The 16,655-nt window shown below is 56.2% G+C and carries 17 protein-coding genes; 8 read left to right on the forward strand and 9 right to left on the reverse strand.

The window, feature by feature from the left end:
• Window positions 1–102: 102 nt before the first annotated feature.
• A complete protein-coding gene (locus tag ACEN8Q_RS31660) occupies window positions 103–585 on the reverse strand; it encodes a hypothetical protein (RefSeq protein WP_413704235.1) in 483 nt (160 codons plus the stop codon).
• Window positions 586–971: 386 nt separating this feature from the next.
• Here ACEN8Q_RS31660 and ACEN8Q_RS31665 point away from each other — a divergent pair, with 386 nt between their 5' ends.
• Together ACEN8Q_RS31665 and ACEN8Q_RS31670 are read left to right on the forward strand one after the other, a co-directional pair.
• Window positions 972–1,907, forward strand: a complete 936-nt coding sequence (locus ACEN8Q_RS31665; RefSeq protein WP_413704236.1) for a hypothetical protein — start codon at window positions 972–974, stop codon at window positions 1,905–1,907.
• Between the two features lie 400 nt (window positions 1,908–2,307).
• On the forward strand, window positions 2,308–2,472 hold the full coding sequence (locus ACEN8Q_RS31670; protein ID WP_413704237.1) for a hypothetical protein: 165 nt from the start codon (window positions 2,308–2,310) through the stop codon (window positions 2,470–2,472).
• A gap of 557 nt (window positions 2,473–3,029) precedes the next feature.
• On the opposite strand, the gene ACEN8Q_RS31675 is transcribed toward ACEN8Q_RS31670, so the two are convergent.
• On the reverse strand, window positions 3,030–4,142 hold the full coding sequence (locus ACEN8Q_RS31675) for a tyrosine-type recombinase/integrase (protein WP_413704238.1): 1,113 nt from the start codon (window positions 4,140–4,142) through the stop codon (window positions 3,030–3,032).
• Window positions 4,143–4,211: 69 nt separating this feature from the next.
• On the opposite strand from ACEN8Q_RS31675, the gene ACEN8Q_RS31680 reads away from it, so the two are divergent.
• Window positions 4,212–5,102 (forward strand): DNA-binding protein, encoded by an 891-nt coding sequence (locus tag ACEN8Q_RS31680; RefSeq protein WP_413704239.1) that lies wholly within the window; start codon window positions 4,212–4,214, stop codon window positions 5,100–5,102.
• Here the strand turns inward: ACEN8Q_RS31680 and ACEN8Q_RS31685 are convergent.
• Together ACEN8Q_RS31685 and ACEN8Q_RS31690 are read right to left on the reverse strand one after the other, a co-directional pair.
• A complete protein-coding gene (locus ACEN8Q_RS31685) occupies window positions 5,080–5,337 on the reverse strand; it encodes a BPSL0761 family protein (RefSeq protein WP_413704240.1) in 258 nt (85 codons plus the stop codon). The genes ACEN8Q_RS31680 and ACEN8Q_RS31685 overlap by 23 nt on opposite strands.
• A gap of 203 nt (window positions 5,338–5,540) precedes the next feature.
• Window positions 5,541–5,906: a hypothetical protein gene (locus ACEN8Q_RS31690; protein ID WP_413704241.1), complete on the reverse strand. Its 366-nt coding sequence runs from the start codon at window positions 5,904–5,906 to the stop codon at window positions 5,541–5,543.
• Between the two features lie 707 nt (window positions 5,907–6,613).
• Between ACEN8Q_RS31690 and ACEN8Q_RS31695 the strand changes: the two genes are divergently transcribed.
• The 5 genes from ACEN8Q_RS31695 (at window position 6,614) to ACEN8Q_RS31715 (ending at window position 12,450) form a co-directional block, all read left to right on the forward strand.
• Window positions 6,614–6,832: a BPSL0761 family protein gene (locus ACEN8Q_RS31695; RefSeq protein ID WP_413704242.1), complete on the forward strand. Its 219-nt coding sequence runs from the start codon at window positions 6,614–6,616 to the stop codon at window positions 6,830–6,832.
• Between the two features lie 186 nt (window positions 6,833–7,018).
• On the forward strand, window positions 7,019–7,495 hold the full coding sequence (locus tag ACEN8Q_RS31700; RefSeq protein WP_413704243.1) for an antitoxin Xre/MbcA/ParS toxin-binding domain-containing protein: 477 nt from the start codon (window positions 7,019–7,021) through the stop codon (window positions 7,493–7,495).
• A 281-nt stretch (window positions 7,496–7,776) separates the two neighbouring features.
• On the forward strand, window positions 7,777–9,981 hold the full coding sequence (locus ACEN8Q_RS31705; protein ID WP_413704244.1) for a KAP family NTPase: 2,205 nt from the start codon (window positions 7,777–7,779) through the stop codon (window positions 9,979–9,981).
• 408 nt (window positions 9,982–10,389) lie between these two features.
• The gene (locus tag ACEN8Q_RS31710; RefSeq protein WP_413704245.1) at window positions 10,390–10,716 is read left to right on the forward strand and encodes a hypothetical protein; all 327 of its coding nucleotides are present in this window, start codon (window positions 10,390–10,392) and stop codon (window positions 10,714–10,716) included.
• Window positions 10,717–10,884: 168 nt separating this feature from the next.
• Window positions 10,885–12,450, forward strand: a complete 1,566-nt coding sequence (locus ACEN8Q_RS31715) for a diguanylate cyclase domain-containing protein (protein WP_413704246.1) — start codon at window positions 10,885–10,887, stop codon at window positions 12,448–12,450.
• Between the two features lie 88 nt (window positions 12,451–12,538).
• On the opposite strand, the gene ACEN8Q_RS31720 is transcribed toward ACEN8Q_RS31715, so the two are convergent.
• From ACEN8Q_RS31720 to ACEN8Q_RS31740, 5 genes are all read right to left on the reverse strand, one after another.
• Window positions 12,539–12,901, reverse strand: coding sequence for an NUDIX hydrolase (locus ACEN8Q_RS31720; protein WP_413705529.1), 363 nt, complete (start codon window positions 12,899–12,901; stop codon window positions 12,539–12,541).
• A 395-nt stretch (window positions 12,902–13,296) separates the two neighbouring features.
• Window positions 13,297–14,184: an alpha/beta hydrolase gene (locus ACEN8Q_RS31725; RefSeq protein WP_413704247.1), complete on the reverse strand. Its 888-nt coding sequence runs from the start codon at window positions 14,182–14,184 to the stop codon at window positions 13,297–13,299.
• A 29-nt stretch (window positions 14,185–14,213) separates the two neighbouring features.
• The gene (locus tag ACEN8Q_RS31730; protein ID WP_413704248.1) at window positions 14,214–15,212 is read right to left on the reverse strand and encodes an MBL fold metallo-hydrolase; all 999 of its coding nucleotides are present in this window, start codon (window positions 15,210–15,212) and stop codon (window positions 14,214–14,216) included.
• Window positions 15,213–15,265: 53 nt separating this feature from the next.
• On the reverse strand, window positions 15,266–15,460 hold the full coding sequence (locus ACEN8Q_RS31735) for a hypothetical protein (RefSeq protein WP_413705530.1): 195 nt from the start codon (window positions 15,458–15,460) through the stop codon (window positions 15,266–15,268).
• 367 nt (window positions 15,461–15,827) lie between these two features.
• Complete coding sequence (locus tag ACEN8Q_RS31740; protein ID WP_413704249.1) at window positions 15,828–16,160, reverse strand: hypothetical protein; 333 nt, start codon at window positions 16,158–16,160, stop codon at window positions 15,828–15,830.
• Window positions 16,161–16,655 lie beyond the last annotated feature (495 nt).

Consider the following 16,655-nt stretch of genomic DNA (forward strand, 5'->3'; position numbering starts at 1 on the left):
CAATAGGGCGGAATAATTCAGCACACCGCAGCGGCTGCCGACCGGGCCCTGGCATTCTGGACGTGATGGCGTTGAGGCGACTTTGACCCAGGCTGCCGGAATTTATGGATCTACCCGAATACTCATGACGATCTCCATGCGCAGGTACAACTTCGGCAGTGTGACCAACGTCGGCCCGTGGACGCTGGTGGCCGTGACGCGGTGGAACTCCCAGCCGTGCTCACGACACAAGCGGTCGCAGGCGGCCAGAGGCTTCATCCATTGCGTCGGCATCTGGACAACGTCTGCTTGTACCTCGTAATCACCACCCCCGCCATCCACATGGGCGATCAAGAAAAGCGGGGCATAACGGTGTTCTGCCGTGCCGGCGATCCCGGTCAACACATGCAGCTCAACCCGGTACTGCTCCACTTGGGGGGCACGCTCCAGACGTACGCAGTCATCGGCCTGCAAGCGGGGACCACAGCGCAGCGAGCGGTGATTTTTGCGGGACGCAAAGGTCGTCGAAAAGTTGCGATGACCCGCCGGTGGCCAAGGGAAAGCAGGAGCCGGATCGCGCGGCATGCTGCGGATACTGGTCAACATTTCCGAGCTCCTCAGGTAACGAAGGGCCAAGGTTTGCAATGTTCATTATCGAACAGACGGTTTGAAAAAACGAACCGAGATTGTTCACCCCCAAAAATGCATCAATAGCTCTAATCCGGCTGTTTCAAAGGCACTTAAAGTTTGTGCATTGACCGCACCGCAGAGGGCATAGAGACATCCTTATCGAACAGACGGTTTGAAAAAACGAACCGAGATTGTTCACCCCAAAAAATGCATCAATAGCTCTAATCCGGCTGTTTCAAAGGCACTCAAAGTTTGTGCATTGACCGCACCGCACAGGGCATAGAGACATCCTTCAGCAATCTTCACCAGCGAGGTCCATGATGAGCAACTCGGTGATGGCACCTGTACGGGGAGCTCATCTGATGTCGGACAACAAGACGGTGGGTCAACTGCGGGCAATGTTCTTTGCTCACACGCTGGCTGAGTTGGCGGGATTTGCACCCACGGGACCGGCGATTACGCGTTGGGGAAACGCCTGGTGGGCCAGGCGCACCGGGCGAGCCCTGCCGGATCCGCTCAATCACAAATGGGCCGATTACCTCACGGGCCGACTGCCGCGCAGCGACGTGCGCGCCGCCCTGATTGAGGATTTCCCGATCTTGCAGACGGTGCTGGACGATCCGCTGTGGCCGCTGCTGCAACGCCTGCTTCATCCGCTGGAGGACACCGGTTGCTGGGCCATGCAATTACGCCTCAATGGACGGGTGTTTTACTACTTCTCCGCTGGGCGCCTGGTTCGGCTGTGTGGCGTGCCGAATTGGCGGCGACTGGCAGGTCTGCTGGCGCTGCTGGGCAGTGAGCGCACTGAAGACTACTGGTCACATGTATGGCTACGCCGGGTGCTCACTGATTACGTGTTGTGCGCTTGTCTGGATCTGCCGGGACGGATTGATCCGCTAGACCTTTACGTACTCCTGGAAGAGGCCTACCGTCTGGGCAAATTTGGTCGGGTCAGTGACTGGCCAAACACACGCGCCAGCTTCCAATATCAGTTGTCCCGTTTCCAACGACTCCGGCGGCGCTTGCAAGCCAGAGGCTGGCTGCAGGGCTGGGGTTTCAGCGAGCGCCTGCTGTTTTGGCGTTTGCTAGGGAACCGAAATGCATTGGCCCGTTTGCTCACCAGTGCCCCTGCTGTCAGTTTAACCAGAGGGGATCTCGTCAGTCAGGCGCGGCACTGGGTGCGTCAGGCGCAACGCGATCATGTCAGCTTTGCCGAGGCTGCACCGGGGGCATGGCGCTGGTGCGACTCCTCGCGAGGCCACACACAACCGTTCGCCTGGGTCATACCCCGATCGTGAGCCAATCCAATAGTGGCGCAGAGAATCAGGCATGAGCGTAGACCTGAGTGATGAAGACCTCTTTGTTGCAGCCGACGCGGTCCTGATCGGTGGCCGCCATGCCACCCCCCGATCGTGTGCGTGCGCACTTCGGGCGCGGGAGCCCGGCAGGTATTGGCGCGCTGCTCGATCGATAGTGGGGGCAACGGGTCGCTCGAGTTCACAAGGAGACGCTTTCCACCACGCTCAACGAAGTCCTGGCCAGGCTGTGGCAACAGGCGACCGCGCAGGCGGGGCATGAACGCCGAGCAGGCTTGCGCGCGCCAGCGGCAGGCGGGGGCTGACAAGCGCTGGGTGCTGGAGAAAGGCCTTCACCCTGCAGCGGCAGGCGCTGGAGTAGCGACTGGGCAAGGAACGGCAAGTGTTGGCCGAGCAGCGCCAGCGTTCACTGGCAGGCCATGAACGGTTGCGCGAGCGTCTGCGTCAGTCTCGCGAAACCGCCAAGGGCACGACAGTCGCTGCGCGGGGCGCGGCGAAAAAGCCTGGGCAGGGCGCAGTACGAGCGGGTGTTCGCCCAGCCAGTTAACGCGCGGCGCCGCTGGCGTGAGCACGAGCAGGCGCAGGCGTTACACGCGGGGTAACTCGAGCTGTTCAGTCGTCACGTGGCCGTTGCAGGCTCGCTGGGGCCCCGCGTCGGCAACCGACGGCGCGGTGCATAGCCTGTGGCGGGACTTCAGGCCGCTGTTGGAAGCGGCGCAGGGCGTGCTGGGGCTGCGGCTTGAGGCGTTGCGCCAACCATTGAGTGCAACGCCAGGGCCGGCGCACGGGCTGAGTCACAGCGAGCTGGACCCGTTGTCTCGGGCAGACCTGGGTCTTCCAGCAATGACTCGTCGAGCTTCGGTAGCAAGCCAAGGTCTATAGGGATGCGTTGGATGCACTTTTTTGCAGGTGATGCCGCCAGCCTTGGCGGCTCGACACTAGTCAGGTGGCGGGGGCATCTGTGCTGGCCATTGGCCGCCTTTGGACAGCCAAGGGCCTGGCGCTTTTCCCTGCGGCCGCGCTTTCGCTGGTAGCCCTGGCTTAGGGGGCCCGGCCGATGCCTCACGCGGGGCGCCAGCGTGTCCGTCAGTCAGCCCTAGCGGATCACGCAGGGCCGACTGGGGCCTCGCCATCTTCCTCCTCGAGCAGGCGGGTGGCCCGGCTGGACAGCAGGGAGCCAGCCTGGAAGTAGCCCATGACAGTGTTGACGCTGCGGTGTTCGGTCATGGCCATGACCTCGCCTAGCGGCACCCCCTGGCGTCCGGCCTCGGTGACAAAACCGGAACGCAAGCTGTGTGCGCCCCAATCCCCGGCCAGGCCCGCGAGCTTCGCCCGACGCTGGATCATCCGCGCCACCGCATCGCCGCTGAGGGCGGTCGGCGCCACCTCGCCATACTGGCGCAGCCGCCGGAAGATCGGTCCGCTGGGGCAGGGCGCCACCGCGAGCCAGGCGTCGAGGGCCCGCGCCGCGGCGCCGCGTAACGGCTTTTCGCGGACCTCGCCGCTGGTCACGGTTTTGGTGGCACCCAGGCAGTACAGCCAGGTTTCTTCGTCCAGCCGGCGCAGGTCTTCTATTCTTAACGCCACCACTTCCGAGCGGCGCCGACCACCGCCGCTCCAGGCGAGCAACAGCAGGGCCCGGTCACGCACACCGCGCAGGCCATCGGTACAGGTGGCGAGCAACGCCTGCAGCGGCTCGCGGGTGATCGCGGTTTTCTTGCGCACGCTGATGCCCTGCCGGACTTGGGCCTTGCCGGCTTCGCGCAGCAGGGTGGTGACCGCCGGCGCAGCGCAGGGGTTGTCCCAGTGCTTGAGCTTGTGCCATTTGCCCAGCACGGCCAGGCGATGGCTGACGGTGTTGAAGGCCAGGGGCCCGGGTTTGCCTTTGACCCGGGCCTGGCGCAGGGCCAGGTCGGTCTCGGCCGGCAACAGGTGGTGCCAGGTCCCGTCGGGGACCGGGCGCGCCAGGTGGTCAACGATAAATTGCACGACGACCGGCACGGGCAGGGGCGCGTCGCCTAGCGCCCGCTGGTAGCGCAGCTGCAGCCACGCCTGCCAATAGGCCAAGGCGCTGCGGTAGCTGCGCACCGTGTTGGCCGCGGTGCCAGCGGCGATGAACGCCTCGGCGGCGGCTTGCGTACTGCGGGCCAATACCGTGGGTTCCAGGCGCGTTTCGGTCGCTGGAATCGGTTGATTCGTTTTATCTAATACGTCCACCGTATTTTCCTATAGGTGCTAGGTCGGATAAGAACCAATTATCAGACCCAATATAGCGGAGGGTTGGGTATGGCGGTAGGAGTGCCAGAAAACGACGTGTTTGCCGCCGCGGACGCCGTGTTGGCGCGCGGCGAGCGGCCAACGGTTGAACGCGTGCGCCTGCAGCTCGGTCGTGGCAGCCCGGCGCGGGTCGGCGCCTTGCTCGATCAGTGGTGGGAACAGCTGGCTGGGCGCATGCGCAGCGAAAGCCGGCTGCCGGGGTTGCCGGCTGAGGTGGCACAGGACTTTGTTAAGGTGTGGCAGCAGGCAACGACACTGGCCCAAGGCTTGGCGGAACAGGCGCTGGCGGGACAACGTCAGGTGCTCGTTGCTGAGCGTGAGGAGCTGGCCGCCCGGGAAGCGCGGGTGCGCCTGGAGGCGAGCCAAGACCGCCAGCAGACCGCGGACGCCTTGGCGGCCCGCCAAGTCGCGGAGACCCGCCTAGCGGACCTGGAGCAATTGCTGGCGCAGCGCCAGACACAAATCGAAGACCTGCAGCGTCAGCGTGAAGGACTGTTCCGCGAGCGCGGCGAATCCCGGCAGCACAATCAAGAACTACAGCAAGATTTACAGACGACAAGGCTTAAGGCCGAACAGGAGCGTGTGGCACTGGAGGTCTATGTACGCGGAGTTGAAGACCGCGCGCACCGTGAGGTCGATCATGCGCGAGAGGAGGGTAAAGCCACGACGACTCAGCTCAAGGTAGCCGAGCGGCAAACAGAGCAGTTGCAACGGCGTTTGGAGTCAATAAAAACCGAGCTCAGTCAAGCTCAGCAACGCGCGGCAGCGCAACAAGCTCGAGCTGAAACTCTGGAGCAGCAACTCATACAGTTACATCAGAAGCCAGTGTCCAAACGGAAGTCTCGAACACGGAAAACCGCGATAGTTAGTGACCGGGCTAGTGTTCGAGGCTCGAGCTAAACATAGCTGAGTGCATTTGGATCGCCATCTCCCGCTTTGGATCGTCAGGAGCGGTAGATTGCAGCAGTTCCTCGAATTGTCCGACGCTGAGCACGATCCAGGGTTCCGGGTAGTGGCGTAGCAGGTGCTTGGCCTTGCGGCGAATCAATTCTGGAACAGACGGGTTTTTTGATAGGTCGCGCAAAAAATCACCTGTATGGATAATGCTGCGCGTACGCTCGCAGGGCATGGTCATGCTCACCTCCATCACATCGTTAGATCGTTACAAACCAACGGCTGTCGCTACTTTACTCCGCCCCGTCCTCGATATCTTCAAGCGCTGATGCGCATTTTGGGTTGGGTCAGGGGGGATTGAAGCCAGAGGGCGTGTCTTATGCCGACGGCGCGACGCTAACGTCGGTCTGCGAACTCTTAATCAAAGCGGCCAGAACAAACCCCTCAGCCTTCTTCCGCTCGACAAACCATTGGCGGCGCTCTGGCTGTGCTCGTCGGCGCGCCGATGATATAGCTGACCGGGATAGCCGCGGTGAACAGGGCGACGGTGGTTGCCAGCTCTTTGGAGCGGAACCAGTAGGTCAGGTAGACGATGATGCCGGGGAAGAAACCGACCTCGGCCTGGTTGGTGGTCTGGGCGAAGGTGGTGAGGGCGGCGATGAAACCCAGGTCACCAGTATCCGGGCGATCCACACTCGGGCGCCGAACTAGTTGAGCAGCACGTTGCTCGGCACAAGAGGAATAACCGATGAAGAAAATCCCCGGAATAAAGCCGAAGGCCTCGCTGGAGAGGGCCAGTTCCTTGTTCATCTGCAACACGGCATAACCGATGTCGGCCCGGTCGAGGTACGAGACGATTTAGAGCAGGAATACGACAGGGGTGATCCGCCTGGTCACCTTGAGGACGATTGCAGATTCATCAGGTTTATTGTTGTTCACCGATAATGCTCTGCGAGACAGAGATCGGAGCCAGGCAAATTCGTTGTGTACTTGAAGCTTTGAAGTGGGAAGGCGTGGCTTGATGCAGGCTGTTATCGAAAGCGAAACCATTGATTTAAGCTGGGCACCAACTGGCGTTCAACGAGTCCCTTTGGTCATTTTTTGGAGGTCACAAAAGCTGAATGCCGCACATCTTGCGATACCGCGCATAGCTAACTCACGTCACCCGGATGAGTCAAAATGACTGCGCGGCGATGATTTCGTACTGCGGTATGGCCTACGGAATAACAGCTGTAAAACGTGGTTAATCACGGCTGGATGTGGGCGGCTTAATAGGTTTGAGAAACCAAGTTTCTCAAACCTCAGGGCGTTTTTGGCGCGCGAAGGCTCGATTGGCAGTACGCCGCGGAGGCGAGGGGCGTTCTTCACAGAAAGCCCGGATTGATCCGGGCGATAGGATCAATGTGCAGTTGGTTTTCGGTGTAGGCTTAAGGCGATTGACGGGGCAGAAAACTTCGTCGGCAGCCATCAGGCTCAGCGCGGCTCGCGCCGTGCCCTGTTCGTGCGAGGAGGACACCATGACGATGCCGTGCGAGCGCACACGCGCGCTGATTCGGACGCGAGACCTTCTGGTCGAGCTGGCGCAAGATCCCGCGCTGTCCGAGTCCATTCGACGTCAGGCCCGCCAACTGTTACGGCATTATCCCAATGCAAACGAGATACTGCGGGCAGGGCAGCTCGAAGAGCGAAGAGTCGACCGCCTGATCGAGCCCTTCCTGAGCTCAAGTGTCGATTGACCGCCAGCTACCCATCATCGGCCAACAGCCGCTGATCCTGAGCTGTTGATACGCCTAGGGGAAATGGCTCCATCGCCTTATCGACCTAGTGCGTTTCGGAATTGCACTAGCACTCAATGGCAGTTCCGGTTAGACGGGAGATAGCTCATATTCCGTTTGATGGGAAATCATTGGGAGGACGTGTTGATGAGCACTTCACCTGCGACTCGACGTCCGGCAAAAAAGAAGGAGGTGTCCCGTGAGGAGGGCATTGCGGCCTTTTGGCGATTCAGCTCCGATCGAGAGTCGCTGACGGATTCGGAAAGGCTGCAGCAAATAAAAGTAGGGTTTCCCGCTAACCTCATCCAGGTTTTTCGCTGGGCCTTCGACCTTCAAGAACGCCAGTTGGAAACGCTGCTCAATGCATCAATTGCGACGCTTGAAAGACTGCGGCGGGCGCAAATGAACCTTGGCCCTGTCGCCTCCGAGCGTTTGGACAGAATTGCTACAGTCAGTCACTTGGCCGAGGAGATATTTGAGACACCAGTGACTGCCGCACATTGGATGTCGACACCAAATAAAGCGCTCGGTGGGACTGCTCCGATCATGCTCTGCGAAACGGAGATAGGAGCCAAACAAGTTCGCCGTGTCCTTCAGACCCTTGGATGGGGAGGTCCAGCCTGATGAGGGATGGTGAGGCTCACAATCACAAAGGCGAGTTGATGTCTTACACGACTGACCGGAAATGGCCGACTTCTGCCTGTCATCAAGGGCTGCAACCGACCCTTGCTGTGTAAAGCCGTGTTGGGGATTGCCTCAGTAGCGGCGTTTGCAACGCTTTGTACGCTAAGCTGGCGTGACGGTATTGATGGTGCCGTCTGCGCAGATTGGCGGAATGCCTAAACCTTGCCACGAGAGCGTAGGGCTGTGGCAATCGAGTCAACCAAAGAAGGATCAGTTTGATCGTGGAAAATATTGATCATATTGCCCGCCAGGATCGCGCCATTGAAAACCCTGACTCAGACGCGTTGGAACGAGGTCCGTTTGTAGCCAGTTTGGTTAAGACGCTTGTTCACACTGAATACACCAGCTCGGGTGCTGTGGAATCCCGCCGGGCGACCGGATTTGTGGTTGGGCTCACAGGCGAATGGGGTTTGGGTAAATCCAGCGTATTGAACCTGCTTGGCCTTGAACTCGAACAGATGGAATATGTGGTTGTGGCGACTCTGAATCCCTGGCTCTTCAAAGGTCGAGACGAATTGATAGAGGCATATTTCGATAGCCTTCGGGAGGCACTTGGATACAGTACCACTGAAAAAACAAGAAAGCTGCTGCAACAGCTAGAGCGATACAAGGCTTCGATTAAGTATGTGGGTGCAACGACTGCTGGTCTGATTGATGTATTTATCGGGAGCGGCGCAGCCACAACATTCTGGAACAGATGGCTTCTGAAAATAGTCAGCGCGTCGATTAAACCGAAAGAGCTATCTGCGATCCAAGAGCGGAAAAGCCTAGAGACAAAACTCGCAGACGAAAAAGTAGCCGTTGTAGTGTTGATCGACGAACTAGATCGTGTTGAAGATGAAGAGGTGCGTGCGGTCGCGCAGCTCGTCAAAGCGGTAGGTGACATAAAAGGCATTTCCTACCTTGTGGCCTATGACCCTGACCGAGTGGCTCAAGCTCTAGGCAGAGGAGACAGCCTAGAGGACAGGCAAAGAACTGGCGAAAGCTACCTGGAAAAAATAATCCAGTTTCCTATTCCTTTGCGGCCTTTGTTTGAAGACGACTCCCGCAATCTGCTACTCCATGCGATGAAAAACAACGGCGTTGCAATGCCTGCGGTCACGCAACCCTATCAGACTGAAATCTTCAACCAGCTGCTTCGGGTTGTTCGAACCCCGCGCGAGATCAAGCGGTTGATAGGCGCGTTTTCTGTGCTGGAGGAAATCGTGCGTGGGGAGATATGCCCTTTTGAGGTACTAGCCTATAGCTGGTTAGTCACCAAGGCGCCGGGCATACGCCAGAATATCTCGGACAAAATTCAGACTCTTGTGAATGATCCGAGTGTCGCCGAACAAATAAGACAGCAACGATGGCGAAGAAACCATAATGATACTAACGAAACACTAGTGGATGTGCTTGGCGTATCTGCTGAGAGCCATTTAGAAATATTGCAGCTACTTTTCCCTCGTTTCAGCGATAGCCGGCAGCGTTCTATCGAAACCTCCGACGGCCACAGGATTGCGAAGCGCAGAAATCTTACCCGGCTGCTTTATTTAGGAAATCCACCATCACAGTTTTCCAGACTACACATTGAGCGGCTCTGGGCTCTCACCAGCCCGGATGAGTTAGTCAATGAACTTAGACCTTTGCAGCGAGCGGGTCGACTTGAGGCCTTGCTGGATCGAATCGGCGACCTTTCACTTATGTTGCCTCAATTTGGCGATCAAGTTTTTTGGGGCGCTTTCTCAAGAGTACTGATCCGTGAACATGATTGGTGCTCGAATGAGGAGGCAGAGCGTGGCTTCGTCGACGATATCGGCTCAATCCTTTGGCGTCTTGCTAAAACTGTAGAGGGAGGGGCATCACGTTTGAGGCACATCATGGATGCCTTGATCAACAATGGAGATCTTCTAATCGCTCCCTGGATATTAAGAAAGCATCTATTTGCTCATGGGCTAACGTCCTTTGCTCGCCAAGGTAATGGCGATCAAATCTATGATTTGAGCGAGACCATGGCATTACGTGAACGAGAGCTACCTCGGTATCGCTCAGCCGTGCTGGAAGGCATCCCACTTCGCAGACTCCCTGATGCCGAGGCGATTTTCTGCATGATCAACAGCAATTATTGGGATGAAGATCTGAGACAAAGCTTTACCTCGCAATTGGACTCCATGGTCGCTATAGCATCGTTGGCTGCACTTATGTTGCCTCCGGGTATTATTTGCGATCGGAGCACCCTTGATCTGATGGTCGATGCAGATATTGTTTTGGAGAGAACCAATAGGTTGCTACGTGAGGAAGGAATGCCAGAAAACGAATGGCTCGCGACATCTATTCGCCGCTTTCGAGCGACTCTCGCAGGTCGAGATTTACATGCAGTCAATGCCTTGGAAGACGATTTTGGCGAAAGTATCGAAATGAGCACTGAATGGCCCCTGACTTCCTAGGCGAATTCGATAGACCACTTTTGGCCGAAAGGCGCCTGTTGCGATCGTCCGCTATGGGTTGATTCTGTTGAAAAAGTCGACCATGGTTTCCGCAACAGAAAAGTATGCGTCCGAGATTGAAATCTTTACTTTCGGCAGAGGCTTCCGGACTCAAATTTCACGTAACAGTGTGCAAAAAAAAGGCGTTTTAACCAGTCAATGACCAGGCTGTTTGGGCGAACCGACTTTTTCAACAGAATCGGCCGATAGCGGCTGGCTAAATCATAAGGCAACGATCCGAGATTGTAGGGGACTAAGCCGGAAAGAATGAATGCGGTGTATGCGGCTTCCCGTGGGCAGTGTTTTGTCGTTGTTCAGTGTCTACTATGCTTTTCTAGGTGGGTTTGTTTTGGGCTACGGGAGGTGATGATGAAGATCAAAGAAAAGAAAGAAGTTGAGATCGTCAGCGACATCCTGTGCGATGTCTGCCTCGAAAGCACTCGCGTCGAGGAATATGGCCTCCAATACGCCATGTTGCAGGCCCACTGGGGATACGGCTCGGCCCACGATGGTGAGCGCTATGAGATACATCTGTGTGAACGCTGCTTTTTCCAGACAGTTGCCAGCCTTAAGCAGGAAAGGCGTGCCCAAACGATGTTCAGTGAAAATGAAAAGGACAAATTAACTGACAATTTCGGCATGGTTGAAGCGGACGATTTCTTCAACGATGACGGAAGCTCGACAGATAAACCGTGAACGAGACGACCAAGTTTACTCACCGATTTGGACACTTGCGACTGACTCCTTTTGGCCGTTCTCTGCCGGTCGCCGATCCTGATCCCTCTAGGCAGTCTGTGCGCATTGGCAGGGCAGAATGCGTGATTGCATAATGCCGGCATTCAATCACTCGTTACAGGAGACGCAATGAGGGTGGAGCCCGAAGTCAGCCAGGTAAAAAGGCTTTGTCAATTCATTACCTATGCCCGGTTGGCTGCCTCCATTGTGATGATAGTCGGCATAGGTGTGCTGGCTGGGTGGCAGTTTGATGTGCCCGCGCTGAGAACCGTGCATCCTGGCTGGACTGCGATGATGGTCAATACCGCCAGTATGTTCACTGTCCTCGGAGTGGGGCTGTGGTGCGCTACGTTCAGAGCTTCCCTGGCCGGAGGCCTGATAAGACGGCTTGGCGCTGTCTTGGTGATACTTGTTGGTGGGTTGACTCTAGTTGAGTATGTCCTGTCGGTTGATCTAGCGATTGATTTGCTACTTCCTTTCGAGCTTCAACACAGCCAAGCCGTTACTTTTCCGGGGCGAATGGCTCCCGCGACGGCACTGTGCCTTCTGCTGTCTGGCTTTGGCTTGCTTCTTGAGGGGCGGCCGTTACTGCCGCATTTTTTTGCGTCGTCAGCGCTATTTGTAAGCCTGATGGCGCTTGTTGGTTATTTGTTCAGCGTTAGTGCGCTCTACTCGGTGGGTCTCTATAGCTCAATGGCCATCCATACGGCTATTTCGCTGATCCTGTTCAATACCGGACTGCTGGTTATCCAGGAACGTTCGGAATTCGTCGAGTTGCTGATAAGCGACACAGCGGGTGGCGAGGTTGCCAGAAGCTTGCTGGCTAGTATCCCGGTAGTAATTCTCTGCATCGGAGGTGCCCTGCTAGTCGGAGAAACGCTGGGCTACTACGACAAGCGGTTCAGCTTAGCGTTGATGGCGACGCTGAGCATAGCCACGCTCGTTGCGGTAATCCTGAGAACTGCGAGGCATCTTCATCAGATCGATAAGTCGAGAGGAAGTGCCCAAGCGGAACTGGCTGCTTTGAATGCATCCCTTGAGTTGCGGGTGGTCGAGCGAACCAGTGCACTCGAAGCGGTGAACCGCAAACTAATGGACGAAATGTTGCAGCGACAAAAGGTCGAAGATGACGTGCGCCAACTGTCGCTGACGGATGAACTGACTGGCTTGCACAATCGCCGCAGTTTTTTCCTTTTGGCTGACCAGCTATTACGCTCAGCTCGCCGTAACGATCAACCCTGCGCGCTATTTTTTATTGATCTCGACGGCCTGAAAAAACTTAATGATGTCCATGGCCATGAGGCGGGCGACTTGGCGATCATAGCTGCGGCGCAGGTGCTTAAGGCAGCGTTTAGAGTTAGCGATGTTGTTGCTAGGATCGGGGGGGATGAGTTTGTAGTCTTGGCTGTCGACGTGAGGGAGTCGGTCGATGCTCTCTCTGCTCGTGTGCAAACACTGGTCGATGAGTTCAATGGTAGTGATCGTTGCCGTTATCCTGTCGGCTTAAGTATCGGCGCTGTTCGTTGCTCGCCGAAGGAGCTGAAGCCTCTGGGTGAGCTGCTCGCCGGTGCCGATGCCGCGATGTACGCCAATAAGCAGCTTCGTCGTCAGCAAACTTCTTATTGTGATGGTGGCGCACTACATGTATCGCCCACGTACGCAATCGGACTAGTCAATTCGCTCTCGGTCTCTTAGAGGCTTTCGAACGCCTGCTTTTGGCTGCCTGTCACGAAGGGCGTGAAGTGGTCGCTCGAAACAATGCGACAGGATGATTCAGGAGGGACTAAAGGCGCCGTAGAAATGATCTGACAATAGACTTCGTAGCTTCGCTTGTGTCTAGGTCATGAAACGTACTCAAGGAATGCCAGATGCACTCAGTGATCTCGTTTTGAGGTGTGGCGTTTTCGGCATCTGGAACAGAGGCCTCAAAAACATGGTGGCGTGTGCTTCCTGCATCGAGCTCAAAAATGTACAGGAGCTGATCAGCGTTTAGCCCGGTTTCCTCTTGGAGTTCTCGCGCTGCAGCTTCCGCGATAGCTTCGCCAGCCTCTACCTTGCCACCAGGCAAAGACCATTTTGATCTCGGTTTGCGAACGAACAAGATTTCCCTATCTCTCTCGCATATGACTGTAGCTCTGACTCTCATCTTCTGGCCTGAAACGCCTGTCATTGAATTGTAATGAAAATGCAGTTTTAAGGGCGCGCTTTTCGACGAATGCAACATACAGAGCCAGCGTAGCTCCAAAAAGTGACTGATTGCTTCTGGCCGTTCGCTGCCTGTCACGCAGGGCAGCAGTCCCAAAGCAGTCAGTCGTGAAGGGCAGAAAACGGCTGCTTTTGTTGATTCGATTGAGACACGGAACGGTTCTTTTCTAGTCAACGTCAGAGTCCAGATGCCGTTGCGTGGTCTTCGTGTTGACGCTCACTCATTCGCCGAACACAGTCACGTGATGCGGCTCCAGCGACTAGGCCCCTTGCCAGTCATTAATCAACGGCAAGGGACTCGTTTCAAGCAACTTGAAATAGTCGGGGATACCGGGATCAGTGGGTGTGTTTCTTGACGAAGGTAGCTGTCGTCGAGATCAGCTCGTCGATCTGCTTCTCGTCTTTTTTCATGTTGAAGAAGTGATCCATGGGCCGGACAAGCAACTCATGTTTTCCAGGGTGATAGCTGATAAAGCTTTTGCCGAGGGTTGGCTGCGGAGAAACGATATCGTCGTTAGTGCCGACGGCGACGAGCAGCGGCCCCTTGTAACGGGTGATCTCGGCGGCGGCATCGAGGGTCATCAAGCTGATAAAGAACGCGGATTTAAGCTTGACCTCGCCACCACTAGGTAGTGCTAGTGCGACGGGGGTGTCACCGCTGTGCAACGCTTCCTTGATCTTCTCGGCGCCCCACAGCAACGGGAAAGCGGCTCCCATATTGGTTGCGGGGTTCCAGAGTGCGACCGCGTCGAGTTTATGCGGGGTCCGTCCTGCTACAGCAGCACCAACTGCTCCGCCCATGCTCCATCCAACAAGAGCCATGCGGCTGGCATCGACGCGCCTGGACTTGGCCAGAAAGTCGAGCGCAGCCAGCCCATCTACAACATACGTATCGAGTGTGCCGTCGGTCTTGGCACCCTCACTGTCGCCGTCAAAACGGTAATCGATGCGGAGGCTGGCAATGCCTTGTTCGGCCCAAAGACGTGCGGCACGGGCATAGATACCTTCATTGACGGCCGGAATGATCCCCTCATCCCTACTGCCCCCGAAACTGTGAAGTAACAGAATTACCGGGGGCTTCTTAACGCCGTCGGGTAGGTTCAGAGTGCCGACGACGTTCATTCCCTCAACGGAAAAGGTGACTTTTTCTTCAGCCGCAGACGCGAGATACGGGGCTGCAACCAGGCTTGCGAGAAGGACTATACGGGTCAAAAAAGTAGGCATGGGGGATACTCAGCTAGACGGGTAAAAGTTTAATTCTTGGGCTTGGGGGCATCGTCCGAAGATGCAGTCGGGGCTCCGAGCAGTCCGACAGCGCTGTACCAGAGCGGTCCTTGATTGATGCGGTCGGGGTGGAGTTCGATCATCTTGTCGAAGAACTCAAGTGGGGTCGGCTTCTCGGCGAGTAGTTCTATGGCATCCAACAGGTATTGGCGGGTCTGCTCCAGAATGACTGGATCATCGGCACGATTTTTCTGTTTGTGCCCAGCAATAACGATGCGCGGTTTCAAAGTTTCTACTTGGTCAATCGCCTTGATCCAAGCTTGGAGCCCCCCGTTGCCGCCTTCGAGGAGATATTGGTGTACGCCGTTATAGGCAATGTCGCCGGCCACCACCAGTCCCATGGACGGTACATACAGCACGGTGGTGTCGTCAGTATCTGAATGACCGACTTCTATAGCCTGGAGGGTATTGCCTTCAAGCGTGAAGCCTTCAGCGGGTATCGGTTGAGCAATAACATCGGTCTTTCCAATGAGCCCGGGAAAGTCCTTGTCATATACCTTTTCACGTCCGACAGTGGCCTGCTGGTGCATGAGCCGGATCGTGCCTTCGGTGGCATATACAGTCGCCCCTGGAAACCGCTCGAGGATCTGTTCAGTACCGAACCAGTGATCGCCATGTCCGTGGGTCACGTAGATGTATTTCAAGTGTTTACCGGATTGCGCGATCCAGTCGCTGACCTGCTGCGTTTGCTCACGGCTCATTGGCGGATCGATCAGCACAGCGTCGGTTTTCCCGAGGATCAGGGTTGAGGTGATCGGCGATGAAACGATGCGATCACCATTGGGCAGGCGTTTGTCGCTCGCCCGAGTTACCCCAGCAGTAACGAGTACTTCATAGGACAATGTCGAAGGGTGGGACATATCGTTCTCTCCTGTACTTTTCGCTGCGTCGGACTCGGTGGCGCCTGATAAGCAGGAGGCCGTGACCAAGATTGTGGCGAGCAGTGCTCGAATGGAGTTGCTGGACATATCTGACCTCTACTCGATGCGATGCAGCCTCGACCGCTTATGGCCGATAGTCGTCACTCCGGCGCCATCATCACCGCGAGCGTCATCTTGATGAACTCTTCATTTTTATCGATCGCTTCCAGGGCTCCGCGCACGTTGTCGGCAACCTCAGTCGAGCCGTACTGCTCGACCCAATTTGACAGCTCCATGATGGCGGCTTCGAGGGCGAGTTGGTTTTCGTTGATCTTGAACAGCAGTGAAGGGAGCAGGTCAGAGTTTGGCGTGGCGAATCCTCGGTAATGAGGTTAGCGTAGCATTGAGTTACAGGAAGAATTTTTAACGGTCAGCAGGACGCCGAGAAGGAGGGAATCAGGAAAGTTTTGTAACGGTTAAGCCCGATAGCAGTCGATCATGAAGGGCCGCTATTGGCCGCTTTCTGCCTATCGCCACCGTCAGCTACGAGTCCTAGGACTGGTGATCAGTTAAGCAATGAGATTTTGAATGGAGCGATAGTGTTAGAGTCAGTCCGCGATACTACTACCGCACTCTGAGGTTTGAGGCCTCAATCGACACGACCGGTCAGTCGAGTGACCCGCGGTAACCGAAGGTTGTTCAATGCCAAGTGAGAGTGCCAACTTACATCGACTTGACCGACACCACTTCCACAAACCTGAATTTTTTTCTGGCCTTCTTAGTAGCTTCTTGCTCTGCAACTAGGGAACTCAGCGTATCGGCCTCATGTACCATCTCGTGCGTCTCGCCTTCAAATTCATTACCCACCCGCAGCGTTACTCTCAGCCTAGGCGTGAAGCCTTTTGAGACTTCCTTTTTCTTCGCAGCCTTTACCGGTTGCACGATTACGACATCCGGGACGGTGTTTTGCACGTGTGAGTTAATTGCCGGCGCATGGGGCTCAGAACCACCGAATAGCGCCCGGCGCATCTCTTCTTCCGTCAATTCTGCATTCATACCATTTCTCAGTAGGGCGTTATGTATAACGTGAGCGATTCTATCAGCATGGCCGGACTCTGTAGTAACGCGTCGCAGGGTCAGACCTGACGAGTTAGATGGCCACCAGATACAGGCGAGCGTCAGCGTCTGGCCATTCGCAGCCAATCGTAGCGGGCAGATGTCGACCCAGAGCTGACGGTAGCGACAGTTAGTCAGCTTCCACGAAATAAGGGGGGCTTCAATTACGACGTGGTCTGGGTTCTCTGCTGCCCTGATGCCTTGTATGGACCTTGGAAGTTTTCATAGTGGCAACCTAGGCGTCACGGTAAGGAAAAGAATTTTTAGAGGGGGGTTGACCACGTATTTTAATGCTGTAGTATTCGCCTCCCGCTAGCGAGCAGCTTGATGTTGATCTTGGCTTAAGTGATTGATTTTATTAAAAAATCAGAGACTTTTAAGGGTGTTGTGTTAGGGGGAGTTCTGTAGAATGCGCACCTCGGTTGAGATGAAAGC

Source organism: Pseudomonas sp. Pseusp16, assembly GCF_047324915.1.
GTDB lineage: Bacteria > Pseudomonadota > Gammaproteobacteria > Pseudomonadales > Pseudomonadaceae > Aquipseudomonas > Aquipseudomonas fluorescens_CD.